Origin of the sequence: Desulfosarcina alkanivorans, from assembly GCF_009688945.1 — a bacterium.
Taxonomy (GTDB): Bacteria; Desulfobacterota; Desulfobacteria; order Desulfobacterales; family Desulfosarcinaceae; genus Desulfosarcina; species Desulfosarcina alkanivorans.
The window spans coordinates 2156560-2183559 of record NZ_AP021874.1; the positions used below are offsets into that span (position 1 = coordinate 2156560).

The following is a 27000-nucleotide window of genomic DNA, read 5'->3' on the forward strand; positions in this document are numbered from 1 at the left end:
TTGGCCAATTTAAAAAAGTTGGCGAAAATGCGCCGCATGCACTCGATCAGGCAACGATGCAAATTAGGGGCCTGCCCTTAGATAGGATGTCAACGGCAGGAGATCTCTTCTTCGGCGGCCACAAGGGATTCGTATCCCAAGTTCTTGACCATGGTTTCGTAAATCATTGCAGACATGTTGTTCCCAGTGCTGTAACAGTTCATAATGTCTCGGAAAAGATGGGTAAGCGTCATTTGTGAATACGTTTCCAGTTCACAGGAAAGATATTTTTTAAAGGACGTCATTGCGGCAGTATTCGACAACTCATCAATCGGACGGCCACGGGCCATGACGGAGGGATACTTTTGGATCATCTCCTTTTGCCAGCCGGCCTGGATGGCTACCATCTCCCCAATCATCTGTATAACCTGTGGATTTTCGTGGATCGAAGGTATCTTTCTCTCCATTCGAGCGTATTTCATTGTCATCAGGTTCAAGCCTTCCGATTCAGCCTTTTCCAGGTCATTGAGATAGCTTACCAGTGTCCCTTCCGACCACGCCTGGAACTGGGCGGACCTAAAGACCTTGAAACCGTCGGCATCGTCCTGGCACGATACCGGCTGGTCGGCTTTTACGCTGGTGAACATCTTCAGTTCCTTATCGACTACCCGATCGATGATTTCGCTTTTTCCCATTTCAATTCTCCTATGAGAGCCCTCACGTGTTTGATTGCCGATACCATTCCCACGTTCGTTGCATCCCTTCCATAAACGACATATATGAGAATACAAGGGATCGCTGAATCCGGGAGCCGTTATAGATGAGGTGACCGTTCAAAGGAAATGGAAGGGGCACCCGCATATCATCGATAGCGGTTGCACTCATATACCGGGTCTTTGTCTCCAAACCGGTCACCGATTCAATTACCTCGACGAGTCTTCCGTAGGAAACGAGATCCGGACCGGAGAGGTTAAAGGCCCGGCCGAATGTCTCCGGGTTTCCGATACACAATCGTAAAATCCTGACGGCGTCCCATACGGAAACGAATTGAAAGAGGGGAAGATCGATTTCAGGCAGTATTATGGTTTTATTACTGGCAATTAAATCGAAAAAACATCTTTCACGAGGTGCATAATTGTACTTCCCATATATAATTGCAGGCCTTAGAATTGTGTAAGGAATCTGATGTTGTCGGCAATGGGACGCCACGAATTGTTCCGTCAGTAGCTTGTCATACCCGTACCTGGCAGCCGGACCGAGTTCCGGCTGCGGCCCGGTCAATTTCGCGCTGTCTTCATCGATGGGCAGGTCACGGGTGTTGCCGTATATCGACACCGTGCTGATCAATACATACTGCCTGATTTGCTTCTTGCTCAACGCCGATAGCAGGCATTGGGCATCCAGGGGCGTATACGCACAAAAATCAACCACCGCATCCCACTTCAATTGCGGCAGTCGTTTTTTCAAACCGGACAGGTCCTTCCGGTCACATACAATTTCCTTGACATCCCCGATGTTCAGGGGGTTGTTGCCGCGATTTACAATGCAGATACGATATCCGCCGTTACGAGCCATCGTTTCCGTGAATAGCCTTCCATAGAAGTAACTGCCGCCGATGATCAGGATGTTCTTTTTCATAGTAACGTTCAGTGATCTTATGTAAAATAGAACAATAAAAGATAAGAAGCGGAGTTAACTTTCCCCCGTTAGCGCTTCGATGGACATGACCAAAAAAAAAGCGTTTTGCCCGAAAAAGCAAAAGACCCGACTTCTATCCGACCCATACATTCCTCCGCCTCAGTGTATGATCCAGGATCCCGTCTTGTACGCATGGCCCGTGATCCGTGATGAAGGCGCTAGTCCCGTCGCTCAATTCCTGTCGGATGAGTTCCTCGATCAACATGCCGCTGATCGTTTCGATATACGCTTTTTTTTTCTCAAGGTCATGTTCCATCACAAGAAATGAGATTTGTTGATGAATTGACGCTCCGAGTATCGGTAGCGATTTCATCGCTTTGTGCATCCATTTGTAAAATGGTGTGTAGTGTCGGTTAAGAAGAAAAACCAATGAGATCGCATCGGCCACGAACTTAACCAAGGCATAATTGGCGGCGTAAAATTCCTTACGGTCTAGTAGACGAGGGAGGTTGTATTGTCCCGATTGACCGATCGTCATGCAACGGGAAGCGATTTTCTTGCGCCTGACGTCATCCGGATAAAATGACAGCAACTTGTTCCGAAAATCGGTGAATTCTCCTGGACCATCAATAAATACCTTGCCATTCGTACATGCCGCCAGGGAATTTTCGGGGATCATCAGCCAAACGTCCAATTCACCAGGAACATGATCAAAGCCGATAAACGTTTGATAAAATTCGGTGATTTCGAAAACCCCGACCCGCTTTCCACCCCATTGACTTGTTTTTCTGGGGCCGTACCCTTCATAGCTTCCCGGCAGCCTATTGTATGCATTTTGGAGACGTTTGCCATACTTCTCAAAATCTTCCATCAGAAGCCAGATACAAAATCCGGGTCCCCAGTCGTGGTCACGAGAAATGTTATCATCAAAACCGTAGCATTCCGAACCATCCCCAACGAGTCCTGCGGCGACTCGATCCAACAAGGGGCCCATCTCGCGTTCGAGCATCGGCCGCCCCACGGCATCAAAATATTTTTCAGCCAGTGAAAGACCGTTCATCTCGCCTCTCTGGATAAGGACAGAATTGTATCGATATTTTTTCTCACCATATCGGCTTTATTTTTTTCTTTATTCTCTATGTAAAGAATTTTCGCTTTTCTATAGGAAAGAATCGCATCGTCCGACTTTCCGGTCAAAGTTTGAATGTAAGCGAGGTTACCGTATTGGTCGGCAAGGTCGACAGGATGGTCTTCGTTTTCCAAAACGGCAATGGCCTGTTGGTAACTGACCAGCGCCTCCTTATAGTTTTTCTGATCGCGATACACCGAACCGACATTTCCCAGTTGTCGCGATTGCTCGATGGGGCTCCCAGTTTTCTTATATATACGTGCGGATTCAGCGAAGCTGAGAATGGCTTCATCGTACCAACCAAGAACAACCTGAATATGACCGATGTTGTTCATAAGACCGGCTCTTACGGAGCATGCGTCGGGGATGAGGATTAAGGCGGCTGACAACTTTTCCAGAGCGGACCTGTAATCGCCAGCGGACCTGTATTGTTCCGCGATTTTGGCAAAGGAAATGATCGTCTCCAGGCAACCCTTTTGTGTACCATGCGTATCAGCGACCATTCTTGTGCACCATCACAATCAATCGTACGGCATGATTTCTTTATCTGCCGGTAAAAACGGGTTTGCGCTTTTCCATGAAAGCCAGTTGCCCTTCCTTCAGGTCATCACTCAAGAAACCTTTTGCGATCAGTTTTTCCGCCGCCGTCAAGTCATCTGGTGAAAGTGAAAGACCGTTGGCAAGCGTATTCAAAATCTGTTTTGTTCCTTTAAGGGATAGCGGTGAGTTGCGTGAAATTCTTTCGGCCATTTCGTAGGAAAAGATCGGTAACTTTGACCGAGGTACCACGTAATCGATTAGCCCCATCTCTTTGGCTTGGTTCGCATCGTATGTATCTGCCGTAAAAAAAAGTTCCCTGGTTCTGCTGAAGCCGATAACCTCGGTAAATTGTCGCAACCCTTCGGGATGGTATATCAAGCCGAGTTTTGCCGGAGGCATGCCAACACGTACGTCGTCTGCCGCGATGCGGATGTCGCAACACAAGGCAAGGTTCAGACCCGCTCCAAAAGCGTAGCCGTTGAGCATACCGATGGTCGGATACGGATATTCCCGTACACTTGCTAAGGCCATTTCTAATGGATTATGGTTTTTTGCCAACTCTGCCATTTCTGGTGTCAGCTTCGAGGGGATGGAGGATACATCATAACCAGAGGAAAAGGACTGGTTCCCCGTACCCGTTATGATGACCGTTCGTATGTTCTCATCCTGAGACCATTCCTCAAGAACTATATGTATTTCGATCAACAGATCATGCGACAGAGCGTTTTTTTTATCCGGACGATTGAGAATGAGCTTTCCGACATGGCCCTTTATCTCTTTAACTAAGACATCATTTCCCATTGTCCTGCCCCCTCCTAACGAAAGGTTTGAAGATATTTAACAGGTTTTTCATTTCGAAAGGCGAACTTTTCGAAGGCCCCTGTTCAACTGCGACGATAAAAACTTCATATAACAAATCCATGCCGGCCAATGGATGATTTTTGTCTAGAAATACCCAATCTCCAACATAACCTGTTATGGTATATACTTCACTTTCCAAGTTGGCGTTCAGTCGTCTCAGCAAACCGCCCACGACTATATCCGTTTGCGGTACTTCAATTCTGTTTATTTTCAGCGTATTTTCCGCCTTTCGCTCTCCATATCCAAGTGCAGCGGGAATTATGACACTTTTTCTCTGACCTGGTTGCATTCCTTGGATTTGCCTTTCGAATTCCGGGGGAAATTGTCCATCATCTATCGTGAATTTTAAGGGCGATAGGGTGTGGGAGTCGTCAAGCACTTTCCCTGATGAATCTCTGACAAGGTATTGCATTGTGACGATGGTGTTTTCGCCAACGGATATATTTTTGCCTGGGTTACGCATTGTTTTATGTTTTCCCCAGCTGAGTGATACTGGATCCGTTTAGTTAGTTGACAAGTATCCAAAACGTCCGAAGCTTCGTTTTGCGCTTGGTCGCCCACCATTGCAGTTACTGCAAATTGCACACCAGCTAAAAATTAATTCTTTAACGGATTTTCCTGTCTCATGGTTGAGGTGATTCTATCGAGACAACCGAACAAGACCCTTAAAAGGGAATAGTTGTGCAAGGCATAGAACGGCCAATATGGCATATAAAAAGGACATATTGGCTCATTAAAAGTGCGCGTTTAACAACGCCCACATAGCTCTGGCAGCATGTGCTCACTAACTGGAATCCGGACAATGTTTGATCGTTTGCTGTCTATGATAGGCAGCGCCATATAGCAGTTTATAAAGCTACCTTAAATTAATTCCTGATAATCTGGTAAGGGAATTGCTTCGTTACAAAATAAACGCTCGCCATGCCAACAAAAAAGAAGGAAAACGCAATGAGAGAGGTAGCGGTCGCAGGTGTGGGAATGACAAAATTCGGAGTTTCCGAAATGACGAATGTTGAAATGTTTACGGATGCGGGGCTCGAAGCCATTCGAAATTCGAACATAGAGCCCGGTGATATTGATGCTTTATTTTTCGGGAATTGCCTTGGCGACTTTGAGGAAGGACAGATTCATATGGCGCCATTCGCGCACTCTGCTTTAGGTCTTCCCATGTCAGCACCGGCGACACGATTTGAAGGGGCTTGCGCCACGGCCACTGTAGCCATACGACATGCCGCACTTCTCGTAGCCGCAGGTGTGTACGATGTAGTCCTGGCAGGCGGGACCGAGAGGACGACAATTATGGAAACGCCCATGGCTACAAGGACATTCGCCATGGGCTGCCACGCACAGTATGAATCGCCCACGGGACTGACGTTTCCTGGTGTTTTCGGAATGGCCGCCCACATGTACAGCCACAAATATGACATTCCGCTGGATGAACTGAAAAGACATATGGCGGAAGTAAGCGTGAAGAACCATTTCCACGGATCGATGAATCCAAAAGCCCATTTTCCAAAAAAAATTACCGTGGAAAAGGTCCTGTCCGGACCGATGATAGCAGATCCGCTGCAACTTTTGGATTGCTGTCCATTTTCGGATGGGAGTGCGGCGGTGGTAATCGCATCTGCCGACAAAGTGAAAAGCATGACCGACAAACCTGTATTCATCGTCGGCACCGGTCAGGCATCGGCCGGCCCGCTTTTTCTCCAGCAGGACCTGACTGTTGTCAAAACCAGAATGACATCGATAAAACGAGCATACCAGGAAGCCTCAATCGGTCCTGATGACATAGATGTGTGTGAGCTGCATGACTGTTTCACCATAGCCGAGATTCTCGCGATCGAGGCCCTCGGATTCTACGAATTCGGGAAAGGGTATGCCGCGGCAACCGAGGGCGAAACAAAACTCGGAGGTTGCGGGGTAACCATCAACCCGTCGGGAGGACTTAAATCCAAGGGACATCCAATTGGCGCCACTGGTGCTGCCCAGGTTGTCGAAATTGTCGAACAACTCAGAGGTGAAGCCGGCGAACGGCAAGTTGAAGGTGCAAAAATCGGCATCGTAGATACACTAGGGGGCGATTTTGGGACGATTTGCAACATCATACTAAGGAGGTGAAAACATGCCAGCGGATTTCAATTTTAAAAACTATCAGGAATCTCTTGCCGAAGGCAGGCTGACGGCAATGATCTGCGGGAAATGCGGGGCATACACGACTCCTCCCCAGGGAGTATGCCGCCTTTGTGGTGGAACCGACACAAGATTGGCGGAGATCGATAATAAAGGGACGCTTCGGACGTTCACCATAGTTCGTGTCGGTCCCGAGGGTACAAAACCACCATACATCGTCGCCCTGGTGGAAACTAAAAACGGACCGTGGGTAATGGGGAACCTGCTGAATATCGATCCAGAAAGAACAGGCCCTGAAATTATTGGCAAAAGCGTTGATATCAGTAGCCGGGTGGCCCAAGGGGACATCTACGCCATCGAGAATATACAATCATTAACATTTACACTCGCCTAACCCTGATCCAATAAACTTGAGTCGATGCATAGAAGGCGGATTCGGCCGGACATCCGCTCATCGACAAGAAATGAGTCAATGCGTAGAATGCTACGATACGGTAATCCGCCACTCGAAACATCGAGCTCAGTCGACAATTACAAATGGATTATCCTCCTTCTTCTAAGTAGTTCCCATTTTTTAATGGCCATGTGCCATTTCTCATGGGGGCCATTGGGCCCGATATTGAAAGCGGAGTTTGATATCAACAACCGTCAGCTTGGATATGTTATTTCGCTGATGTATTTATCCATGGTGGTCGTATCCATTCCCGCAGGCATCCTCGTGGACAGACATGGCGTCAAATGGTTCCTGTTTCTTTCAAGTCTAATGGTCGGTTTGGGCATCTTCATCATTCCCTTTTGTTCGTCGTACAGCTACACTGCCATAGCCGCCGTTATGATCGGTGTCGGATATGGAATGATCAACCAAATTACAACAAAAGGTATCATCTCATGGTTTGAACCGCTTGAGCGTGGCACAATCATGGGGATAAAACAGATGGGTGTGACCATTGGCGGGGGTCTGATTGGAATTTACATCCCCTTATTGGGGTTTTATATCGTCTGGAAAAACGCAATTTTCTTATTGGGTGGGCTTGTCATCGTCATTGCCATCGTGTCCCCTTTCCTTTACAAGGAAAATCCGGGTAAGAACCCTGATTTGGCTGATGAAATCGGCACCTCGAAGGTAAAAAAAAATCAATCCCCCAAGGGAAGTCTCAAAGATGTACTACTTGGACGCAGACTTCTTGTCGTAACGCTTCTTTCTTCATTGCTTGCATTTTGCCAGGCGAGTTCAGCATCTTTCCTTGTCGTTTTTGCCAAGGAGACGTTCACGATTACACAGCTTTTCGCCGGAAGCCTGCTGACGGTTGCAATGGCAGGCGGAACGTTTGGACGAATAGTTTTCGGAATCATAAGCGATAGAACAATGAAAGGCGATCGAATTCTTCCCCTTGCGCTGATCAGCCTGATCGGTTCGATCGCGAGTTGGCTCCTGGCGTTATGCGGGAGTGGTACGCCAATTTTCGCAATCATTGCAATTTCCGGTGCCCTTGGTGTCTCCTTCATGGGATGGAATTCCCTCGGGATGGTGTTGTTGGCGGAGATGGCTGGCAGTAAACACGTCGGCTCCGCACTCGGTGTGGTGTTTACGGCTGCATGGGGCGCGATGGTATTGGGTCCCAGTATATTTGGGTTTTTGGCGGATCGTTCCGGATATTCCGCAGGGTGGGGAATGCTGGCCGTACTGTCATTTCTAACCTTTAGCGGATTCATGTGCCTCCACAGAAAGCCAAATTTCTGAGCGGGCTGGCTGCGACAATCAACGACCAAATATAGGGTTTAAACGAGTCCCCTCCCTCCCTTCCAGCGACTGCGGGTCAAACCAAGACAAAGACTGTGCTTTAGCCAGAAAATGCCGATTTCGATCCCCGCTCGGAATCGGCGCCGGCGGCGATACACATATTGACTGCGACACATGCCGCTTTCCGGCAGACCGCGTTTTTCGACAAGACAAACATCTTTGATTTTTCGTGACTTGGCCCGTTTCAGATTCACTTTTGACGCAGATCCGATTATTAAGCTTGTTATTTTTCTGGATTGCTATGATACTAAAAAGGGAGCCATAGCAGATAGAGTCATCTGAGGGCATCCAATATCTTGTGGATTGACGCGGGGGACGGGACCCAATGGGAAAAGAAAAAACGCCAAACGGTTTACAGTTGCCGGTAAACGATGCTTTCGTTGAATCGGCTGGGAAACAAGGTTTTTTGGAGGCCACGATCCGTCTCGTTCATGATGCCGTTATCGTCAGCGACAAGAATGGTATCGTCCGAAAAATGAATACGACGGCAGAGACCTATACCGGCGTGTCTTTTGCGGATGCCGTGGGAGAACCTGCGGACTCGATCGTGCGTTTGGTTTGCGCGGATACTTACAGGAAAATCGAAAGCCCAATTCGGCGGGCATTGAATTCGGACGAAACCATCAGATCTATGCATGATGCGTTGATAGTCTCCCGAGACGGTACCCAACGCCGGATTACTTTCTCCGCCGCGGCGATCCTAAACAACCGGAACATCTTCGAGGGCGCGGTTTTCGTTGCCAGCGGGGTTTGTGATGCACTTAAATCATCACGGATATCGGATCAAATTTCGGAGAATGCCAACAATATTTACCAGGAGATCGCTACGGAAGTCGATGAAATTTTATGGCGATATGAGGTTGACGATTATGGGCGGATCGAAAATGTTTTTATCTCGTCGGCGGCGGATCGCATTCTGAAGTTGCCTGTTGGCGAAATTGGCAACAGCCTGGAAAGATTTTTTTCATACGTGGATCAGAATGATCGGCATAACATTTTCAATGCTATGGAAACATTTGAAAAAGGTCTTTCCACATCGAATCATGTGGAATATCGACTCCATGGTGCCGATGGGGAAACCGTTTGGATCCGATCAAGCGGCACCGTTCGTTCCTTACCCAACGGGAACAAGGCTGTTTGCGGTATCGCCGTTGACATCACCGACATGAAAAAGATTGATGATGAACTTATATCGCAACGAAATTTCATCAGCCGGACACTGGAAACCTTGCCGGGAATATTTTACTTTTTTACACAGGAGGGAAAATTCCTGAGATGGAACGACAACGTCGAGTCGCTGTCCGGATATTCAGGGTCGGAGATCAGGAAGATGCGTCCGGAAGATTTCTTCCCCCCTGAGGATCAGCCCGGAATTACCACGGCGATTTCCGATGCGATTAACAAGGGGGTGGCCATTGTCCAAGGCAATTTTCTTTTAAAGGATGGATCCACCATTCCCCATGTATTCACACTCGCGCGTGTGGAAATGGATGGCGAGACGTGTCTGACCGGGACGGCGATCGACATTTCGGAGTCCATACGGATGGAGCGTGATCGGAAAAGGCTGCACGGTCAATTGCTTCAAGCACAAAAAATGGAAGCGGTAGGGCGTCTGGCGGGAGGTGTGGCCCATGACTTCAACAATATCCTAAACGAGGCGATTTTGGTTTTGAACAGAAGTATTCTGGTAAAACATGGTAGAGAAATCGGGTTCTGCTGAGAATTTGATACTATTTCTGCAGACAAGCTATCCTGACCGAATTTGTTGTGGTCATATGCGCATTTTAGCCTGTTTTAGCGCACACCTCTCCACCGGTTTTACTCCAAATTTTATTTTCCCTGCGGGTTATTCGATAACCGGCGCTTTGCGGCACCGTTCAAACAACTCCGGCAAGCGTAGGTTTTCCAGGCAGGTCCTAGTCACCTTTAAGACCGTTTGCTCACTGTGGAAAACGATTTTACCGGCGATATCGATCAGCCGTCTACGCACCGTGGAGGCATAGGAACCAATCGATAATACCGGCGCACTGACATCTTCTTTAAACGACTCGAGCAGAAAATGACCGACCAGCATCATATAATACCAGGCTGCATTGGGGGCGAATCGTTTGAAAGGCAGTTGTTCGTGACCGAAATCCTTCAACGCCCGGTTGGCCAATTCGTCGCTGCCGCGTTCATGATAGCAGGCGACGAGCCCATTGGTGGTCAGATATTCCACCGCTCCGGCGTTTTCCAGCATACCGTCGATCGCCTGACCTTGACCGATGTTGGTGACGATGATGGTGTCAGGCCGAAATCCCGGAAGGTAAAGCTGTTTGCTGTTATCGTGCATCAACCGACAAAAAATCGCGCGGCGGAATTGTTTCCAGTTGCCTTGCCGGATACCGAACTCGGCGTATTTCCAGGCTTTCTTCTTTCCGGATTCGAACCGTTTCCATTTGGACGCATCCCAGTTGTCCGCCATTTGCTTGATGTCTTTATACACTTTGCCGCCGCAGACATAACCGACATGAAGCCTTTCGCAAAGCTCGAAGATTTTCTGGTCGAAAAACCCGCTGTCCATGCGGATGATAATCGGCACATCCCCACGGTAGTCGCATCTGATTTTAAGAACCATGTGCCGGATCATATTCAGGACCGTATCGCCATGATTGGAATGTTTGTCCCCACTGCGAAACACCGCATCGACAATCAAACGTCCCCAATTCATTTGCAGGGGTTGAAAGCCCTTTTTCTTCTTGTAGGTGGGCTTCACGCCGTGCCGGCATTTTGCATCGTCATTGTCCATGACCATCGTATCGATACCCAATTCGATCACATCGGGTTGCGTAATCCGCAGACGCCAGATGAAAAGGGCCTGCAAAAGGCGCCGGAACAAAAACACGCGAGTCCAGGCGAATGCTTTGAAAAAACGTTTGATTTGATGAGAAGAGGCCATGTCTTCAGTTGGCGTCTCTATGCTGCCGGCATAGCCCTCATCGCGAGAAATCTGGTCGAAATATGCCAGGCGCCGACTGGTCCCATCGGCGAAAAAGCAGAGCACTTGTTTGAAAAGTTCTGTAATGGCAAGGCCTTTTCGGTTCTTGCGGATGGATCCAAACCAGCGGTCGAACCAGCCAAAAACCTGAATGCCGTGCATATACGCCACGAACAGGGCCAGCCCGGCTCTTCCGGTCAACCGGTCGGACGTCGTTTCGATGCGTTGGATTTTGAGTTCACTTTGTCGGTAGTTTTTGCTATGCTTACTCATAGAGTCCTTTACCTATTGGGTGTGTTTACGCTTGTTGTAAACATGGTGGTTTTTAACAAGTATTATAACACATTATCCAATTTTAGAGGACTCTTTTTTTGTGAAAATCGCGTATTTTAGGAATATGTTAGGCGTGATTTTGGGCCGGGCGGAATTGGCCATGCACGGAATGGATCAGGACCACGCGTTTTACGAAACCCTTGAGGAAATTCAAAACGCGGCCAAACGCTCGGCGGATATCACGCGGCAACTTCTGGCCTTCGCCCGCAAGCAGACGATCGCACCCCGGAAGATCGACCTGAACGCGATCATCGAGGAGATGTTCTCGATGATGCAGCGATTGATCGGGGAGAATATTAACATGTCATGGGTGCCGGGGGAGAACCTTTGGCCGGTAAAGATCGATCCTGCTCAGGTCCACCAGGTTTTGGCCAATCTATGTGTGAATGCCCGCGATGCCATCGATGGAGTCGGTAGGGTTGCAATCGAAACAAAAAACATCATTCTTGACGATACGTACTGCGCCATGAACGAGGGTTTCCGTCCTGGCGAGTATGCCCAGCTGTCCATAAGCGACGACGGCTGCGGGATGGATAGGAAAACCCAGTCCAGAATCTTCGAGCCCTTTTTCACGACCAAGCAACTTGGAAAAGGCACCGGATTGGGCCTGTCCACAATCTACGGTATCGTCAAGCAGAACGGTGGCTTCATCAACGTATACAGCGAGCCGGGCCGTGGCACCACGTTCAGGATTTACCTGGCCAGGTACCTGGGGCCGGAGGAGGAGAAAGGTGGTGAACAAGACATCCATATGCCGATTTCAGACGGGCAGGAAACGATCCTTGTGGTTGAAGACGAAGTGTCCCTTTTGGATGTGGTTAGTTCGGTCCTTATCAATAAAGGCTACGCTGTTCTTTCCGCCTCATCTCCGAAGGATGCGATCAGGTTGTGCGATGAACATGCCGGCAAGATCGACATGCTCATTACCGACCTGATCATGCCTGAAATGAATGGACGCGAATTGTCTGACGAATTATTATCCCGATGGCCCGGAATTAAAGTTTTATACCTGTCTGGTTATACAACGAATATTATCTCCAACCATGGTATTTTGAAAGAAGGTGTCAATTTTATCCAGAAACCGTTTTCACTGAATGCATTGTTAGTAGCAGTCAGGAAAGCTCTGAATGAGGTGGCGATCTGACCCTACGTTCTCGAAGATCGGCAAGATGGGTTAAGTCCGTAAATAGTCCTTTCCGCCCACATAACCGGTTTAAATTGTTACACCCTTCCAAAATTTCTCACAAAAAGATAGTGCCACAGAATTGATGCCTATTTCTCTCCTTGGGTTTGACAACCGAATAACATCCAGAGTATTCATAAAACAATTGAGCTTAACACTGCGATACTATTTTCATGTGGTAGGTTTTGTGAACCTGGCGGTATTTTGAAGATGGAATCTTAGAAAATTACCTTCCATCTTTCAAGCGAGGCCTTTTTAATGAAAGAGCAAAAACTTCGGCCTCAACTGGTCGCTGATCATAACTCGCTGGAGCGCATTTTCCATCGCCCGGAAAACGAGCAGTCACGAAACGTGCTCACCAAGTACATGGAGCAGATCCTGTTTGGCCTCCACGATTTTCTACAAAAGCACGTAGGAATCACCGAAGAGATCCCCTTGAAAGTTCTCGCCGCCCAGTTTACCTCATCGAAAATCGCACGAACCCCGGTTAAAAAGCTGGCGGACATTATCACCGAAATCATCGAGGAGATCGCTCCGCAGGCCGTCAATGTCTCCTCTCCCTATTTTATCGGCCACATGACTTCAGCCATCCCCTTTTTCATGGTGCACCTGAGTACCATCGTGACTGCGCTGAATCAAAATCCGGTCAAGATAGAAACCTCTAAAGTGGTGAGTGTATACGAACGCCAGGTCCTGGCCAAGGTTCACCGGCTATTGTTCGATCTTGACGAAACCTTTTACAATATCCACATACAGAAGCCGGAAAGCACGCTGGGTTCTTTCGTGGAAGACGGCACCCTGGCCAATCTTACCGCCCTCTGGGTGGCTCGAAACCGCTTGCTGCCTTCCAAATCGGGTTGTGCCGGGGCCGAACGCGATGGAATCGCCGCCGCCCTGAAGGACCGTGGCCTCCACAGACTGACTATCTTGGTATCTGAATTAGGGCACTACTCCATACGCAAAGCGGCCGGTGTGTTGGGTATAGGCTACGATGCAGTGACGCCGATTCCCGTGGACAGTGCCAACCGTATGGATTTGAAAGTGCTCGAACGCACCCTCAAGGAGCACCACCGTGATCCGGAAACATCTGTCATGGCCGTTATCGGTATTGCCGGTACAACGGAAACAGGTGCCGTTGACCCTTTACCGTCCATTGCCAGTCTGTGCCGTGAGTTCGGCGTCCACTTCCATGTGGATGCGGCCTGGGGCGGCCCAGTGCGGCTGTCCGAACGGTATCGTGGCTTGCTCAAAGGCATCGAGGTAGCCGATTCGGTTACGATTGACGGCCACAAACAATTCTACCTGCCCATGAGCAATGGCATGGTTTTCTTCAGGGATCCCAAGGCTATGGATGCCGTGGCTTATCATGCCGCCTACATCAACCGCCCAGGCTCTGTCGATCTTGGCATTCGCTCTTTGGTAGGCTCACGCTCTGCCACATCCCTGGTACTGGGAAGCGCTTTGGATATCATGGGGGCTGGGGGCTATGCGCTGCTCATTGATCACGGTATCGAAACCGCACGCCTTTTTGCCGAAGAAATCATACGTCGGCCCATGTTCGAATTGATCACTGCTCCCGAGCTCAACATTTTGACCTACCGCCTTGTACCGGGAGAACTGCGTGGATCAGAAGACCCAAAAGAACCGGCGAACGAAGAAGTCCGCTTGCGATTGTTGAATAAAATCAATATCAAAGTTCAGCGAATGCAGCGCGAGGCCGGCAACAGTTTTGTTTCCCGGACTACTTTGCGGCGATCCGGTCGTCCTGACACCGTTGTCCTGCGCGCGGTGCTTATGAACCAACGGACAAACCATAAAATACTCAACGCTATTCTGGACGAACAGGAAGCTATTTACCGGAACCGCATTGCACCAACGTTACGTCTGAATAAAGCAATGGGCCTTACCCCTTGACTCTCCGCTGAAAAACCCCAACGACATTGGGACGGATCCCAAACTACACCAGCGGCGTTCTGTTGTTAGTGAAATTTCTATGTGATTCTATGTGGTTACCTCGGATGGCAGGCAAACTGCCGTTTAAGTCGTCAAGATCTATACTACACACGGTCATTTTGAAGGATTCTCTCACTAATGCGGCGTATTCAGCAATGACTTAGTTGCCGTTAGCGACGTCGCGAGGCGATTTTACCTCCCCGGTTCTTGTGGATTGCGTCAAAACCTGTTTCCAAAAGCGCTTCACGATCTCACCAGGATTTAAGCCCAGAGGTGACTATCCCGCGAATGTATACCTTTAACGAGAAACCTGGACATCCCTCTTCTTTACGCCAGCCCTAATACTTTCAACCCGGTTTCCATTTTTTCCTTAAAATAATCACAGGACAATCGAATATATTCATTGCAAGAATCACCATCATACACAAGCCATGGGAAAATACAGGTTGTCCACAAGACCGACGCGGGGATGGTACACTGAATTTGCCTGGATGGAATCTGATGCGTTTTTTCAAGGCGTTTGTGGTCGATGTGGTCGGTAATTCCAGCCTCAAAAAGCACTTTGCACCGCTGTTCAGCGGGGACATGAAATACAGGAAAGAAATAGGAAATACCGAAACGTTTAAAGATCCGTTGGGCAATCCGCTTTACATCCTCAAGCTGCGACCCATCGTCAAGTTGCTCAGTGTTGCTGCCATCGCAGATCAAGGTAATGCGGTGGTCCAAGCAGAATGCAATAGCGGCTAAGTCCATGGCAATCTTGCACTGCAGGCATTCGTTGGCCTGAAACAACCGTCGCCTGTCGGCCGCGTAATTTCTCATTCCATGTTTACGGCTTGGGGATTTGTCCCACAACGGTTCAATTTCCTGTTTGAGTACTGCCAGTTGAGCATCTAGTTTTTCCCTTCGTGGCGTGACCTTGCGATAAATTTCTTCGAAATCCACTTCGTGATGTCGAATCTCTTTATTGGGACTTGCCCTTTTCAACCGGTAAATTGCTTCCTGAATATTATCCGATTTTCGCAACCCCTGCCGATAAAATGTTACCAGATGGATTTGATCGTAGTTGGGAATCTGGGACCAGGCTGCAAAGGTTGAGTCGGTGCCTCCGGAAAACATCACGGCAATGGTCTTTTTCTTGTCAGCCATTTTCATCCTCTTTTGAAGCGGTTTGTCGGAGAACTGCAGGCAAGAAGGCGAGACACTATTTAAAATCCCCTTTATTCAGATTATAGCGTTTCATTTTGCGGTTCAATGTCCGAGGGTTTAAGCCCGAACGCTTTACCACCGATAGTATTCTGCCGTGATATCGACGCAGTGCCGTCTCGAGGTAGGTTCTTTCCAGCATGGCTACTTGTTCCGGCAGGGAGGGGGTGAGGCTTACCGGTTTTTCATGGTCGGATTCAGCAATGTTGATATTGTCATCAAGAAAGAACTGTTCAATGGTATCTCCCGGAGTCATGATGATCGATCGTTCTATTACATAGAACAGCTCTCTCACGTTTCCCGGCCATGAATGGGTCTCCAGTTGACGACACGCAGAGGGTGATATCTTAATTGGTTTTCTATCAAGCACTTTCGCATGGTGATTAAGCATGTATCTTGCCAGAAGAAGTATGTCTTCACCTCTCTGCCTCAAAGGCGGCAAGACGATATTGACAACGTTCAACCGATAATAGAGATCCTGTCTGAATTGGTTATTTCTAACCAAATCGAGCAGCGGCTTGTTGCTAGCAGCAATGATCCGTGTGTCCGATTTGATGGATTCGCGCCCTCCCACGCGTTGAAAGGACTTTTCTTGAATAAGCCGTAACAGTTTTTGTTGTACCATCTGTGACGCGTTCGATACTTCATCTAGAAATATGGTTCCACCATGTGCCTGCTCGAAAAGGCCCTGTTTTCGAGCCTGGGCTCCGGTGAACGCTCCTTTTTCAAAACCGAACAACTCTGCTTCAAGAAGAGTTTCCGAAAGGGTGCCGCAGTCAACAGTGACCATTGGTCCGGATTTTCGTTTGCTGTTGTGATGGATCGCCCTCGCCGTCAATTCCTTGCCCGTTCCGGTCTCCCCATAAATCAAAACCGTCGTTTCCAGGGGAGCCACGGTTTCGATTTGGCTAAAGACGGCTTTCATCCTTTTGCTTTTACCGATCAGATTGTCGTACCGGTACCTTTCGGAGGCATCCTGGCTCAATGCCTGTACGCGATTGATCAGTGTTAGGTTTTCTTCCTGTAGGCGTGTTTGCTCCTCGACCCTATTTAGGGTCATGCGTACTTGTTCGAAATTAAGTGGTTTGACGATGAAATCATAAGCACCCGATTTCATGACCTCTACAGTGGTTTCAACGGTGGCATATCCGGTAATCGCAACGACTTTAACGTTCGGGTAATCCGTAACAATCCTTTTAATGACCTCCTGGCCAGACATTCCCGGCATTCTTAAATCCGACAAGACCACTTGGATATTCGCTTTGGAAAGAATTTCCAACCCCGAGGGACCGTCGGACGCAAGAAAAACCTCATACCCCCATTCGGACAAACGCAATCTGAATGTCCGTAGAACCGTCTGCTCGTCATCAATAACCAATACGCTGAGTTTCATCAGACAAAATACCCTTTAATTTCTTTTCGAGATTTTCTTGTGGAATCGATTAAACAGGTTAAAAATATCGTTTTTACCGAAAGGTTTGCGCAACATTTGTAGGTTATATGTAAAATAGGCGCTATCGGCAGAATCTGAAGGAGAATCGTACATAAAAACCAATCGGTCTATCTGTCCAGGTCTCCGGGCCTTTATTTGTTCATATAAAGAGAAACCGCTCATTATCGGCAGGTTAGTGGCGACCAGCAGCATTTCGTAATCATTCTTTAAAACCAAATCGAGTGCCGCACGACCGTTGGACGCCGTTTGCACATGGCACCCCAGCCGAGTGAGATATTTTGATAATGAATACCGAAGATTGCGCTCGCCATCAGCCAGCAGCAAGGATGTCGGTTTCCATAACAGGTCAACGGATGCCGGCTCCTCGAATGAAGATGACTCCGGGGTGACAGGCAACCGGATAACGAATCGTGCCCCGGAATTAAAACGCTCGTCATAGGAAACTGTTCCTCCGTGCCTTTGAATGATTCCGTAGACTACGGAAAGCCCCAAACCTGTACCCTTGCCCACCTTTTTTGTCGTGAAAAACGGATCGAAGATTTTGTGGAGGTTCTCCTTGACGACGCCTGGCCCGTTATCCTCAAAGGTTATGACGATCCAATTGTCCTGCATCCGGGTTCGTATTACGATTCGATCACCAACGCCGGATTCAACGATGGCGTCTACCGCGTTGCGGATCAAATTGTCGACTACCTGCTGTATTTGGGTGGGGTCCGCAAGTACGGGGTTGATATCCCGAGACAATCTTAATACTGGTCGAACGCCGGAATGTTTCAGTTCGTGAAAGCGAATGCCGATCATCTCATCGATAGCTTCGTTCACATTCACTATCCTTTCTTCCATGTGATTCTTGTACGAAGCGGCAAGAAGGTCTTTCACGATCCGGCTTGCCCGTATTGCATCCTTCATAATGATTTGCGCCGCCTCGCCGACTCCGCTATCCAGGTTTTCTTTAGTTGCCAAATATTCAGCACACCCGATGATGCTGGTAAGCGGATTGTTCAATTCATGAGCGACGCCGGAAATAAGAAGTCCCATGGAACTCATTTTTTCTGCCTGAATCCGAGTAGTTAAAAGCTCGCTCTCCAAGCTCACACGTTTTGTGACGTCGTTTATGGTAAGCACGGATCCCTCGATGGTTCGATCCGGTGTGACCAGGGGACCGGACCGGACTTCGAAACAGAAATGCGCTTCTTTCTCCTTGAGCAATACCATTTTTCTCTGGCCGTAAATTTGCTCGTCTTGATCTTGGGCTTTATCGATTTTCCAAAAATTATTGGCCGATCTCAAGCCTAATTCCTCGATTGTTTTTCCAGTTATTTCTCCTTTGGAAATGCCGCTTGTATGGAATTGATGCTTCATTGTCGGATTCGCATAAACGACCCTTTTGCTATGGTCCAGGTAAAGAACACCAATTGGAACGGACTCAACTAGATTTCTGCTAAATTGTTCGGTCTTCACCAGGTGTCTTTTAATAATCGCGACCTCCTGTTCCAACCGCAGAGCATATCGTTTTTCCCTGTCCAGGACTTGTTCTCTAAGCTGAACCTGATCGGATATGTCCGTAATTTCCAGTGCCAGGAAAGAAATTCGTCCGTTTGGATCCTTGATGGGACTGGCATTGAACAGAAAATAACCAGCTGGTTGTGATCCGTTATTAAGCTTGAGCATGACCTCGAGACTGGATTTTCTACCACCCTTGGCACCCATGATAGCATTTTTCAATAAATTTGTCTGATCACCGGTGTTTTCTATCTGGGCAAGGTCGCAAATATAGGAGCCTTGATCCTCTTCGAAACAAGTATTAAAAGCTCTCATGAAGGCTTTATTGCAACTGAGGATCTTACCGTTTGGGTCGCTTTTAGCGATGTAAGCACTCATGGAGTCGATCCATTGCTGAATTTCTTTCTTCTCTTTCTTTATCTTTCCTTCCAGATTTTTGATATCCGATATTACCTTGCCCTCCGGAAGAAAGCCGACGATATTGTCCTGGTTGTCAAAAATTGGTGATATGGAAAACAGGACAGGAATCTCGGAACCGTCCGCTCCAATGATGGAATCTTCCACCAACGAAGTTTCACCTTTCCGCGCCTTTTCCATCAACAAACCTGAGACCTTCTTGGCCTTATCGGATTGACTTCGCCAAGGAGAATCTTTAAAAGGCACCCCCCGTACCTTTTCCATCGTCGCCCCGACATGCTTTAACGCAGACTGGTTGGCGAATATTATCTTGCCTTCAAGGTCGGTAATGCCGGCCATCGTGTCCAACTGATCGAGAGCATAGCCTAGCAGATTCAAATACTCTATTGAATGCCGGTTAGGTCCAAAGGATAGCTGATCTTTTTTTTTCATGGTATTACCACAGCGTGACTTCGTTCTGCCACCCAAAGCATAGAGGTCAAACGCTTCATGAAGCGAGAAACGATCGTTTGGAAAGCATTCGGAGCCGGAGTTGCCCTTCGATAGCAGTCGGTAGGCTGACGATATCGTCTATAAAGCACAATTGACCTGACGCAAAATACCCCTGCAGAAAATCCTTGGTCTGGATGTTACAACCGCAACCGATGGCGAAGAGGTCGACATCCGTCGATCTGCAGTAGTCGATAGCGAGACCCATGTTGATCCCGCAATTGGCAGCGCCATCGGAAATGTGGACAAGCATTCGGTTGCGGTACCTGCTGTCAAGGGACATGGCAGCAGCAACGATCGCCTGGCCGGAGGGAGTCCTCCCCTTGGGTATGGCGGTATACAAGGTGTTGTCGTAAAACAGTCGCGTCATTACACAGACACCCCCGTCTTCACAATAGGCGTAAATATCAATCCGGTTTTCAAACTTAAGGCCTGCGGAAATCAGGGAGGCGAACGTTTTTTCCGCAATCTGCCACGGTCGACCGCCGTTAGTCTTCTTTCCCATCGAGGCCGATGCATCGGCTACGATACAAATGTGCCATGATCCGTCAAAATCGGCCCTTTCTTTCTTTTTGAAGATCCGGCCATCCAACAACGCGTGATGAAGACGGCGCGCGTCGATCTTCCCTTCTGCCAGCCTTTTCCGGGTTATCTTTTTTTGCAGCCCCCGCAACTGATGACGATGGGTAGAAAACAGGTTTTGAAACCGCAGCATCTGTACCGTATCGGGTTGAACATCGCTTATGGAAAGGCCGTGCTTGATGACCGTCTCCATCTCGGCCGCTTCCGGATCTTCGATGGCCAATGCTATCGCACGGGTCAGATCGCTGGGCTGGTGGTGGTCAACGGCTTCCTTGATCCGGTCCATGAAATCATCGTCCCTCTTACAAGCACTCTGTTCCGCTTGCTTCGAATCGTCATCTTGCTGATCGGCTTCTTCGCAGCTATCGCCCTGCAGGGCGGACTCGTCGAAGAACTCGACTGCGTCGGGAAAGTCTTGAAATGTCTCCCACTCGGCAAAGGCCTCGGCGAGTTGGCGCCAGATCTTCGCATATAGCTCGCTGCGTCTTATCCGTCTTTGTGAAAGGGCTGACAAGTTGACAACTGCTCGAAGCCCGTCCGTGTGCTGCCGCAGTATTTTTAAGGGATGATGGTAATAATGGTGCATCCGTTTTGTTCGGATACCAAATATCGCTTCGAATCGCCACGCGTTTGCAAGGCTCGTAGGACTGGGCGGCAGGTTCGGGTCCCGGCTGTTTCTCTCAAGCATGGATCGCCAGTATCTCGATAAATAAAGTGACCAGATGGAAGACCGAAACAATTGGTGAAGATAGATGTCCTCGGCTGCCACCACAATGCTTGTCATGTACTTCGTAACAAGTTGCTCTTTGCAAAAGGCTTGCGCCATCGTTTTATCGATCACCCAATCTCTCCATTCGCTTGTGGCCAAGGATTCAAAGGCCACCTTTCCGACCAGTATATCGAAAACGTCGCTGGATACGGGGTATTCTCCCCTGATTTCCTCCACGTCAAGTAATATGGATCGGTTATCGTTTTCAACCATTCCTTTCCAGTAAACCGGCTTGTTATTTCGACTGATGGTTGCGGCAACCTTTCGCAAAGCGCGCAGACACAGTACGTGCTCGGCGAGCTCTTCGGTCGACCTACACTTCCGCCAGAACGAAGAATAAGTGCTCATGAGGCACCTTTTGCCATTTCTTTTCCCGATTCCACCTGCTCCGGAACATAGGGAATATACACTCCGGGTCTGGATTTGAATTCCCCTGTTTCCACATGGACCGAAAGCAGGAGAGATTCGACGGTGTCCTGTGATACTTGCAGCCCGTATACCAGTGAATCTTTGATCGATGCACCTAAAGAGACAAGTTCGGCGATCATCAGACTGTGCCGAACTGAAATCTTGATTGGGGCCTGTGAATTGTTTCTGACCCGGTCCACGACATTCAGGATATCATCCACCCTGGTGTCGTCAAGCCCCGTTTTCCTGATCAATACCGTCTTCTCGATATCCTTGGGCAGATTGTTGAGGTAGATCCGGTAGAAACGATCCCGCAAAGCCGCGTCCAAGTTGTCGGTTCCGGTGAACTCACTACCTTCGTTCATGGTTGCGCAGAAGATGACGCCGGGCGCTACCTCAACGAAACCGAGTTCGTCAATCCATATGCAGCGATCCTCGGACAATACGGAAAAAAGCTCGTTGAGTGCATGGGGGGCTTCGGTCCGGTTGATCTCTTCCAAGTGGATCACACAACCCGGTGTCTGAATGGCCTTGGGGAATAGAAATTCCTGATAATATGTTTCCCCGTTTTTAAGCCGTTGCTGTCCGAACAACTCCCCGGATTCGGATAGGAGACCCATTTGAAAGGTTACCAGAGGCCTTTTGCAGACTCCGGCGAATTGCCTTACCAGCGAGGACTTGCCACAGCCCTGGTCCCCGGTAATCAGGAGATTGACGGGGTGTTTTTCGGACATGCGCTCAAATTTTTCGAGTATGGCCTTGTCTTCGTCCAAAACGAAAAAATCCGGATCGATTGCAGGCGTCCTCAACTGTTTGTCTGTGTTGGCCATGATAAACTCCCTTTATGCGAATGAAAAGACGCATGGAAACAAACCGCAAGGTGGATTTATTATCATTATTGCTCCCATGGTACGAAATCTTCTTCTGGATGATCGAAGACATACCCAAGTCTGGATTGGGCATCACTCCTGGCTGTTTCGCTATCAATTTCATCCAAGTTTTTCGATCGTATCCAGCGTTCTAACAGCCGACCACCTGGAAGCCACATTTCCATGGTCTCTTTTTCAGACACCCACGCCTTGAGCTTTACGCCGAATCGACTAAGAATGCACCAGACATCATCCCGGTCTCGATGGTCGCAGTACACCATCATGACGCACTCCTCAATGCCAAGGTTAGTGGAAGGGATACGGTCGTATTTAATGATCGGTATTTTTTCATCTTCAACATAGGGATTGAGAGTCAATGCCAGATCGTCGAGCCAAGAGCGTTCCCCTAGCACAATCCACTTTCCCCAATATTGAAGTACTTCGCCGTTGGTCATCGCCTTTCCGTTCCGAACCGTGTACGATTTGTCCATTAACAGCTTCGGATGAAAGATAAAAATAAATTTAGATGTAGGATAATCTTGAATCATTGAACTATCCTTTCAATTGTAGCGAATTGTTTATCCGCCGGCGGCAAGTGGTATTATTGTTATTTCATCACCATCGCTGACGGTTGTTTGCATCCCTTCCAGATTTCTAATGTTGTCACCATTAAGAAACATCAGTATGCTTGACGGGTTGCCCGCCCCGTCGTAAATATTCGATTTGATACCGGGGAAATGTTCGTTTAGCTTATCGATGCAATCAAATACATTTCGCCCCTGACATGAGAATTCAGTCTTTCCATTTAACCAATGCCTAAGTGATGATGGAATCCTAATGATGACCGCCATGTTTTCCTCGCAATCATGGAATTGTGGTTGTATTCTTGTGGACAGCAAATTTGAGGCCACAAACGTACTCGGTGATGGAAAAGCCGTTAGGCGGCAAGTCCCACCACGCCCCTTGATCTTTTATAAAAAGCAACCCAGAAATAAATCTGGCGCAACCCGATGCCAGGTTCAACCGCCGCCCGGCGTTTCATACAACGCCACAGGCTCTTGGCTGTTCGACCCCGTCTGCGTTTGTCAACAAGAACGTTAACACCTATCCTCTTGTCCTTGCGCTTTTGATGAAAAATGCGTGTGGCGATCTCCAACAAAGACCGTAGCTCTGCATTCGGATGCTTACAAGTTCTTTCGATGTCACAAGTGAACCATCCCAATTAGAAATTCAGTTTCCGGGTGCACCGTCTGGCTTGCTTTATCTGGCGGGCACACTCAAATTGTTTTTAGCCTTGATGTTATGGACGCGGTTCTTCATTCGCACGGCATCTCTGACCAGTTTGCAGTTGGATTCGATGACCACCAGGGTATCGTCGTCTAGGCTTGGGAAATAATCGAGAATCGTTGGCTTATCCTGCAAAGAATAGGCCTTCCTCACGATCCTGCCATATAGATCAACCGCCGTGACAAAAGATGTTTTCCGGTGCAAATCGATTCCTGAATAATACATGTCGCTAACTTCTTTTGGGCTGTGATTTCTCTTACACCCCAATCTTAGCAAACGCGCTCAGAGGAGTAGCTTTTTCATACGATCACACGATATTGCAAGGTCCAGGATGTAAGCCTTTCCAGGCTCCACCAGCAACCCCTTTTTTCAGCCACTTTGGCTGAAAAAAAATTATTTATGTCTAGTTCCAGCTTCGCTGTCGTGTTAAGGAGCGTTGGCTTTTCGACCCATGCGCGCTTTTAATCTCAGACGCCCCTCAAGAGGCATTTGAACAGGAAAGTCCGTCAGGCCCTCATATCGGCCATTGTGTGTTTTTTCATTTAATTCGGCCCTTTCTGTATAGATGGTTTTGCCGCCGGTATTGTTTTCTCAGTCGAACGATCGTGGTTCTGAAAAGCAGTCTCTCGTTATTAAATATCATAATTTTGAAGTTGATCTTCGAAAAACCTACCATGGGAATTCAATTTGGCATAATTATTGCTAAAGCATTGATTACACTCATCATTAAATTCTTTATTTTCCATTTTTTTTGAATACGATTCATTTCTTTCTCCCCGAATAACGGGAGCCCTGATGGAAGTATATCTTGGAAAGGATTCAGACTCAGATGAAAATGACGCCTTTACAATGGAAGAAGCGAATAGGGTTGCCAACGTTCTGCTTGGTGGGTCTGCTGGCATGCCTGTCTACGGCTACACCGGTTCGCTCGGAGATGACGATCTTAGGTGACAGGGCGCTGTCCAGCATCACCGGCCACGGTTTTTCCGCCGTGTCGCTCTCCCGTGAAAACGGCCAGGATATAGCCCGGGTCGCCCTGGACATCCAATCCGACACGTGGACAGAAATCGACTCCTTGAAAATGGGACACTGGGACAACGGACTGGGACCCGGATGGGACCAGAACTGGGTGGGCGTGTCCATGGGTTCTGCGAGCGCGGAACTTGCCCTGGCCGATTTCGTCTTCCAGGCCTGCTTCGTAAACATCGGTGATGACCAGGCCCGCGAACTGAAAGGCATTACGGTGGGGTTTGAACGGGTAAACGGTACGCTTTCCGGCGTTTTTCCGAGCATCAGCCTCGTTTCCGGCGTGGATCCTGTCTCCCCACGGGAAGACATCGGGCCGGCGACCTATGTTTTCGATGGAGATCCGTTTCTTCTGCACATTAACGCCGATGGGGACACTCCCGGTGTCTGGTTCGATTTCGGCGCGGCCGAACGGCAACAGCAATAGGTTCGCGGCAGGAAGTCGTTCTCCGCGGAAACCGAGGAACATGCAGGCGACGGCCTGAGAACGGCCTTCCCCGGCGGCCTACAGAGACGCCGGACCGGCACGAACCAAAACCACTTAAGCGCCTGCTGAAAGGAGGTGATGATACAACCGAGAAAAGACAGATGGTCCCGAAGCGTGACGCCAATACGGCGGTGCTGCGGGAAGAACGAATGTTTCCGATCAAAGCTTAGGAGTATTGAGGAAGACGTTCAAAGCCATTGAAAAGCCAAACTCCGGGTAACCGGAGGACGGAAAGTCACGAGTCCGGAAAGAAAATATGCTGACGATGGAAACGATCGGCATCCATTTCGGATTGTCGGACCGCCTGTGGTAAAACTTAAATCTCAGATATCACGGGAGAACGAAAAAAATGAAAAAAATTTTAACTATCGCCGCAGTTCTGATGCTGGTCCCCTTTTCCGCATTCGCCCTCCAAATGATTGACGATACCGACCTAGACGGCATCACCGCCCAGGCCGGTGTAAGCATTTACATCGACAATGTTCAACTGGATTTTTCCATGGACTACCTCTCCTGGGGCGACGGTGACGGTATCAACGGAAGCGCGGCCGGTTACGTGAATATCACCACGCTGCGGATGTCCAACGTCGTGATCGACGCCTACGGCATCGGCAGCTCCGGAATCGCGCCGTTGAATCCAAACCATATCGTGGGGGGCGCGGTCGTTGCCATGGACCTCGATCTTACCGACGGCACCAGCGATCTTCATGCGCTGACCATCGACACGGGCGATTACACCGTTGTGGATCCGGGCGGAAATGTGATTGCCGACACCTGCGTGGCCATCGGCGTCCCCACCCTGAGCGTGTATATCGATCAGATCGACCCCTTTGACATTACTCTTGACAACGTTGCCGGAAACGGTGGGACCGCTCTGGGTTCAGTGGCTCTGGGCGGCATGCAGATAGACACCAAGGGCGGTACCGTCTTTATTTACGCGCACTAACAGAACAGGCATCAGTTGGCCCGTTCCGGCAAGGGCACGTCCGGCCGGCTCCGTCCACCCCCTGGGCCGGCCGGACCATATCCGTTTATCCTCATTTTACTAAAAGTAAACCGGAAATGGATCCAATGACCCAGATAGACAATCGAAACCCGCTGACAGAAAAGATACAGCGTACCTGTGCCTGGCTCCTGTTCATTTTGGTGGCCGCAACTGCGACGGCATCGGGCCGCATGGAGGCGCTGACAGAAAATCAGATGGACGACGTAATCGCCCAGAGCGGCATCGGCATGGTCATCGACGGCTATCAGTTTGACTGGACTGCAGACTGGGTGACGATCTACGACACCGATTCGGAAAGATCTGCGAACCCCGACGCCGGCACCATCTCCTTCTGTCCGCTCCGCCTGATCAACGGACGAATCGAAACCGACCGTTCGATAAGCTGGGATGCCTATACCATCGTCGACGCCTCCCACCCCATGGATGGCCGCACCTTCACAACGCTTCTGGCGCCTGACCTCGACCAGGACCTGAGCCTTCTCGCCGATAATGTTTATGTCTGCGGGCAGCGCATCGGAGAGGCGGGCGTTGTGAATTTCCAGACGCCGGAATGGTACTGGACCCTGGGTGCCCACGGATCCGGCGTGGACTTCCAGTATGATGTCAACCTGCGCATGGATCGATTGTTGCTGGCCTACAATCCTTCCGGCGCCGCAGGTCTTTTTGCGGTGGAAGGCATATCCATTACGGGCGGTTTTGCCGACATGAACGATTTCGACATCCATGACAGCGCGACCTGGGATATCCCCACGGACCCGTCCCAATGGCAACGCATTGGCCGCTTTTCCATCGGCGACCTTGACGGCGGCCGGCCAGCTCGTCTGGATGTCGGCGCCTCGGCCATTGAGATGGAGCTGCCCATCAACGGAAGCATCCGCGCGGAAAATCTTCATTTTGGCGCGCAGGATTTCGGTCCCCTCGCCATTGACAACATCCGCGTTCATCACCTTACCCTTCTGATACCCGGAAACTGA

General features: G+C 49.1%; 25 protein-coding genes, 2 pseudogenes and 1 riboswitch. Of the genes and pseudogenes, 10 read left to right on the forward strand and 17 right to left on the reverse strand.

The window, feature by feature from the left end:
- Positions 1-89 precede the first annotated feature (89 nt).
- The 6 genes from DSCA_RS09530 to DSCA_RS09555 form a co-directional block, all read right to left on the reverse strand.
- On the reverse strand, positions 90-674 hold the full coding sequence (locus tag DSCA_RS09530) for a DUF4125 family protein (RefSeq protein ID WP_155316211.1): 585 nt from the start codon (positions 672-674) through the stop codon (positions 90-92).
- Between the two features lie 22 nt (positions 675-696).
- Positions 697-1617: an NAD-dependent epimerase/dehydratase family protein gene (locus tag DSCA_RS09535; RefSeq protein WP_155316212.1), complete on the reverse strand. Its 921-nt coding sequence runs from the start codon at positions 1615-1617 to the stop codon at positions 697-699.
- Between the two features lie 133 nt (positions 1618-1750).
- Entirely contained in the window at positions 1751-2677 is a 927-nt protein-coding gene (locus DSCA_RS09540) for a DUF4037 domain-containing protein (RefSeq protein ID WP_155316213.1), read from the reverse strand.
- A complete protein-coding gene (locus tag DSCA_RS09545) occupies positions 2674-3249 on the reverse strand; it encodes a tetratricopeptide repeat protein (RefSeq protein ID WP_155316214.1) in 576 nt (191 codons plus the stop codon). The genes DSCA_RS09540 and DSCA_RS09545 overlap by 4 nt, the downstream gene beginning before the upstream one ends.
- A 40-nt stretch (positions 3250-3289) precedes the next feature.
- Complete coding sequence (locus tag DSCA_RS09550) at positions 3290-4087, reverse strand: enoyl-CoA hydratase/isomerase family protein (RefSeq protein WP_155316215.1); 798 nt, start codon at positions 4085-4087, stop codon at positions 3290-3292.
- Complete coding sequence (locus DSCA_RS09555; protein ID WP_155316216.1) at positions 4077-4610, reverse strand: FKBP-type peptidyl-prolyl cis-trans isomerase; 534 nt, start codon at positions 4608-4610, stop codon at positions 4077-4079. The genes DSCA_RS09550 and DSCA_RS09555 overlap by 11 nt, the downstream gene beginning before the upstream one ends.
- A 485-nt stretch (positions 4611-5095) precedes the next feature.
- On the opposite strand from DSCA_RS09555, the gene DSCA_RS09560 reads away from it, so the two are divergent.
- The 3 genes from DSCA_RS09560 (at position 5096) to DSCA_RS09570 (ending at position 8018) form a co-directional block, all read left to right on the forward strand.
- Complete coding sequence (locus DSCA_RS09560) at positions 5096-6265, forward strand: thiolase C-terminal domain-containing protein (protein WP_155316217.1); 1170 nt, start codon at positions 5096-5098, stop codon at positions 6263-6265.
- 4 nt (positions 6266-6269) lie between these two features.
- Complete coding sequence (locus tag DSCA_RS09565) at positions 6270-6671, forward strand: Zn-ribbon domain-containing OB-fold protein (RefSeq protein ID WP_155316218.1); 402 nt, start codon at positions 6270-6272, stop codon at positions 6669-6671.
- An 87-nt stretch (positions 6672-6758) separates the two neighbouring features.
- A complete protein-coding gene (locus tag DSCA_RS09570) occupies positions 6759-8018 on the forward strand; it encodes an MFS transporter (protein WP_269434668.1) in 1260 nt (419 codons plus the stop codon).
- On the opposite strand, the pseudogene DSCA_RS33175 reads toward DSCA_RS09570, so the two are convergent.
- A pseudogene (locus DSCA_RS33175) lies at positions 7987-8287 on the reverse strand (hypothetical protein); the annotation flags it as partial. The gene DSCA_RS09570 and the pseudogene DSCA_RS33175 sit on opposite strands and share 32 nt — an antisense overlap.
- A 116-nt stretch (positions 8288-8403) precedes the next feature.
- Between DSCA_RS33175 and DSCA_RS09575 the strand changes: the two are divergent.
- Positions 8404-9798 (forward strand): PAS domain-containing protein, encoded by a 1395-nt coding sequence (locus tag DSCA_RS09575; RefSeq protein ID WP_155316220.1) that lies wholly within the window; start codon positions 8404-8406, stop codon positions 9796-9798.
- Between the two features lie 126 nt (positions 9799-9924).
- Here the strand turns inward: DSCA_RS09575 and DSCA_RS09580 are convergent, their stop codons facing one another.
- Positions 9925-11328, reverse strand: coding sequence for an IS1380 family transposase (locus DSCA_RS09580; protein ID WP_155314716.1), 1404 nt, complete (start codon positions 11326-11328; stop codon positions 9925-9927).
- Between the two features lie 100 nt (positions 11329-11428).
- On the opposite strand from DSCA_RS09580, the gene DSCA_RS09585 reads away from it, so the two are divergent.
- Entirely contained in the window at positions 11429-12532 is a 1104-nt protein-coding gene (locus tag DSCA_RS09585) for an ATP-binding protein (RefSeq protein ID WP_231716430.1), read from the forward strand.
- A gap of 297 nt (positions 12533-12829) precedes the next feature.
- Positions 12830-14485, forward strand: coding sequence for an aminotransferase class V-fold PLP-dependent enzyme (locus DSCA_RS09590; protein ID WP_155316221.1), 1656 nt, complete (start codon positions 12830-12832; stop codon positions 14483-14485).
- 366 nt (positions 14486-14851) lie between these two features.
- On the opposite strand, the gene DSCA_RS09595 is transcribed toward DSCA_RS09590, so the two are convergent.
- The 9 genes and pseudogenes from DSCA_RS09595 to DSCA_RS09635 all read right to left on the reverse strand — a co-directional run bounded on the left by DSCA_RS09595 (position 14852) and on the right by DSCA_RS09635 (position 23642).
- Entirely contained in the window at positions 14852-15673 is an 822-nt protein-coding gene (locus DSCA_RS09595) for an adenine nucleotide alpha hydrolase family protein (RefSeq protein WP_155316222.1), read from the reverse strand.
- Positions 15674-15728: 55 nt separating this feature from the next.
- Positions 15729-17123 (reverse strand): sigma-54-dependent transcriptional regulator, encoded by a 1395-nt coding sequence (locus tag DSCA_RS09600; RefSeq protein ID WP_155316223.1) that lies wholly within the window; start codon positions 17121-17123, stop codon positions 15729-15731.
- Between the two features lie 15 nt (positions 17124-17138).
- Positions 17139-19535, reverse strand: coding sequence for a PAS domain S-box protein (locus tag DSCA_RS09605; RefSeq protein ID WP_155316224.1), 2397 nt, complete (start codon positions 19533-19535; stop codon positions 17139-17141).
- A gap of 55 nt (positions 19536-19590) precedes the next feature.
- The gene (locus DSCA_RS09610) at positions 19591-21156 is read right to left on the reverse strand and encodes a vWA domain-containing protein (protein WP_155316225.1); all 1566 of its coding nucleotides are present in this window, start codon (positions 21154-21156) and stop codon (positions 19591-19593) included.
- Positions 21157-21287: 131 nt separating this feature from the next.
- Positions 21288-22181 (reverse strand): AAA family ATPase, encoded by an 894-nt coding sequence (locus tag DSCA_RS09615; RefSeq protein ID WP_155316226.1) that lies wholly within the window; start codon positions 22179-22181, stop codon positions 21288-21290.
- Positions 22182-22246: 65 nt separating this feature from the next.
- Positions 22247-22768 carry a hypothetical protein gene (locus DSCA_RS09620; protein ID WP_155316227.1) on the reverse strand — a complete coding sequence of 174 codons (522 nt, stop codon included), beginning with the start codon at positions 22766-22768 and terminating at the stop codon, positions 22247-22249.
- 30 nt (positions 22769-22798) lie between these two features.
- Positions 22799-23071, reverse strand: coding sequence for a MoaD/ThiS family protein (locus tag DSCA_RS09625; protein WP_155316228.1), 273 nt, complete (start codon positions 23069-23071; stop codon positions 22799-22801).
- Positions 23072-23226: 155 nt separating this feature from the next.
- Positions 23227-23493 (reverse strand): annotated as a pseudogene (locus tag DSCA_RS33180) (hypothetical protein); the annotation flags it as partial.
- Entirely contained in the window at positions 23481-23642 is a 162-nt protein-coding gene (locus tag DSCA_RS09635; RefSeq protein ID WP_155316230.1) for a hypothetical protein, read from the reverse strand. The pseudogene DSCA_RS33180 and the gene DSCA_RS09635, both read right to left, overlap by 13 nt.
- A gap of 660 nt (positions 23643-24302) precedes the next feature.
- Here DSCA_RS09635 and DSCA_RS09640 point away from each other — a divergent pair.
- The 4 genes from DSCA_RS09640 to DSCA_RS09655 all read left to right on the forward strand — a co-directional run bounded on the left by DSCA_RS09640 (position 24303) and on the right by DSCA_RS09655 (position 27000).
- The gene (locus tag DSCA_RS09640) at positions 24303-24458 is read left to right on the forward strand and encodes a hypothetical protein (RefSeq protein ID WP_155316231.1); all 156 of its coding nucleotides are present in this window, start codon (positions 24303-24305) and stop codon (positions 24456-24458) included.
- On the forward strand, positions 24442-24960 hold the full coding sequence (locus tag DSCA_RS09645; RefSeq protein ID WP_155316232.1) for a hypothetical protein: 519 nt from the start codon (positions 24442-24444) through the stop codon (positions 24958-24960). Before DSCA_RS09640 ends, DSCA_RS09645 begins: the two co-directional genes overlap by 17 nt.
- A gap of 254 nt (positions 24961-25214) precedes the next feature.
- Positions 25215-25328, forward strand: a riboswitch (cyclic di-GMP riboswitch).
- 41 nt (positions 25329-25369) lie between these two features.
- Entirely contained in the window at positions 25370-25966 is a 597-nt protein-coding gene (locus tag DSCA_RS09650; protein ID WP_155316233.1) for a DUF6160 family protein, read from the forward strand.
- A 125-nt stretch (positions 25967-26091) separates the two neighbouring features.
- Positions 26092-27000: a hypothetical protein gene (locus tag DSCA_RS09655; RefSeq protein ID WP_155316234.1), complete on the forward strand. Its 909-nt coding sequence runs from the start codon at positions 26092-26094 to the stop codon at positions 26998-27000.

Bases quoted from the DNA above. Each gene is read 5' to 3' on its own strand.
- DSCA_RS09615 (WP_155316226.1), bottom strand. From the start codon at position 22,181: ATGGCCAACACAGACAAACAGTTGAGGACGCCTGCAATCGATCCGGAT.
- DSCA_RS09540 (WP_155316213.1), bottom strand. From the start codon at position 2,677: ATGAACGGTCTTTCACTGGCTGAAAAATATTTTGATGCCGTGGGGCGG.
- DSCA_RS09535 (WP_155316212.1), bottom strand. From the start codon at position 1,617: ATGAAAAAGAACATCCTGATCATCGGCGGCAGTTACTTCTATGGAAGG.
- DSCA_RS09595 (WP_155316222.1), bottom strand. From the start codon at position 15,673: ATGGCTGACAAGAAAAAGACCATTGCCGTGATGTTTTCCGGAGGCACC.
- DSCA_RS09565 (WP_155316218.1), top strand. From the start codon at position 6,270: ATGCCAGCGGATTTCAATTTTAAAAACTATCAGGAATCTCTTGCCGAA.
- DSCA_RS09530 (WP_155316211.1), bottom strand. From the start codon at position 674: ATGGGAAAAAGCGAAATCATCGATCGGGTAGTCGATAAGGAACTGAAG.
- DSCA_RS09575 (WP_155316220.1), top strand. From the start codon at position 8,404: ATGGGAAAAGAAAAAACGCCAAACGGTTTACAGTTGCCGGTAAACGAT.
- DSCA_RS09600 (WP_155316223.1), bottom strand. From the start codon at position 17,123: ATGAAACTCAGCGTATTGGTTATTGATGACGAGCAGACGGTTCTACGG.
- DSCA_RS09545 (WP_155316214.1), bottom strand. From the start codon at position 3,249: ATGGTCGCTGATACGCATGGTACACAAAAGGGTTGCCTGGAGACGATC.
- DSCA_RS09640 (WP_155316231.1), top strand. From the start codon at position 24,303: ATGGAAGTATATCTTGGAAAGGATTCAGACTCAGATGAAAATGACGCC.
- DSCA_RS09580 (WP_155314716.1), bottom strand. From the start codon at position 11,328: ATGAGTAAGCATAGCAAAAACTACCGACAAAGTGAACTCAAAATCCAA.
- DSCA_RS09555 (WP_155316216.1), bottom strand. From the start codon at position 4,610: ATGCGTAACCCAGGCAAAAATATATCCGTTGGCGAAAACACCATCGTC.
- DSCA_RS09650 (WP_155316233.1), top strand. From the start codon at position 25,370: ATGAAAAAAATTTTAACTATCGCCGCAGTTCTGATGCTGGTCCCCTTT.
- DSCA_RS09625 (WP_155316228.1), bottom strand. From the start codon at position 23,071: ATGGCGGTCATCATTAGGATTCCATCATCACTTAGGCATTGGTTAAAT.
- DSCA_RS09605 (WP_155316224.1), bottom strand. From the start codon at position 19,535: ATGAAAAAAAAAGATCAGCTATCCTTTGGACCTAACCGGCATTCAATA.
- DSCA_RS09570 (WP_269434668.1), top strand. From the start codon at position 6,759: ATGCTACGATACGGTAATCCGCCACTCGAAACATCGAGCTCAGTCGAC.
- DSCA_RS09550 (WP_155316215.1), bottom strand. From the start codon at position 4,087: ATGGGAAATGATGTCTTAGTTAAAGAGATAAAGGGCCATGTCGGAAAG.
- DSCA_RS09645 (WP_155316232.1), top strand. From the start codon at position 24,442: ATGACGATCTTAGGTGACAGGGCGCTGTCCAGCATCACCGGCCACGGT.
- DSCA_RS09590 (WP_155316221.1), top strand. From the start codon at position 12,830: ATGAAAGAGCAAAAACTTCGGCCTCAACTGGTCGCTGATCATAACTCG.
- DSCA_RS09655 (WP_155316234.1), top strand. From the start codon at position 26,092: ATGACCCAGATAGACAATCGAAACCCGCTGACAGAAAAGATACAGCGT.
- DSCA_RS09610 (WP_155316225.1), bottom strand. From the start codon at position 21,156: ATGGTTGAAAACGATAACCGATCCATATTACTTGACGTGGAGGAAATC.
- DSCA_RS09620 (WP_155316227.1), bottom strand. From the start codon at position 22,768: ATGATTCAAGATTATCCTACATCTAAATTTATTTTTATCTTTCATCCG.
- DSCA_RS09560 (WP_155316217.1), top strand. From the start codon at position 5,096: ATGAGAGAGGTAGCGGTCGCAGGTGTGGGAATGACAAAATTCGGAGTT.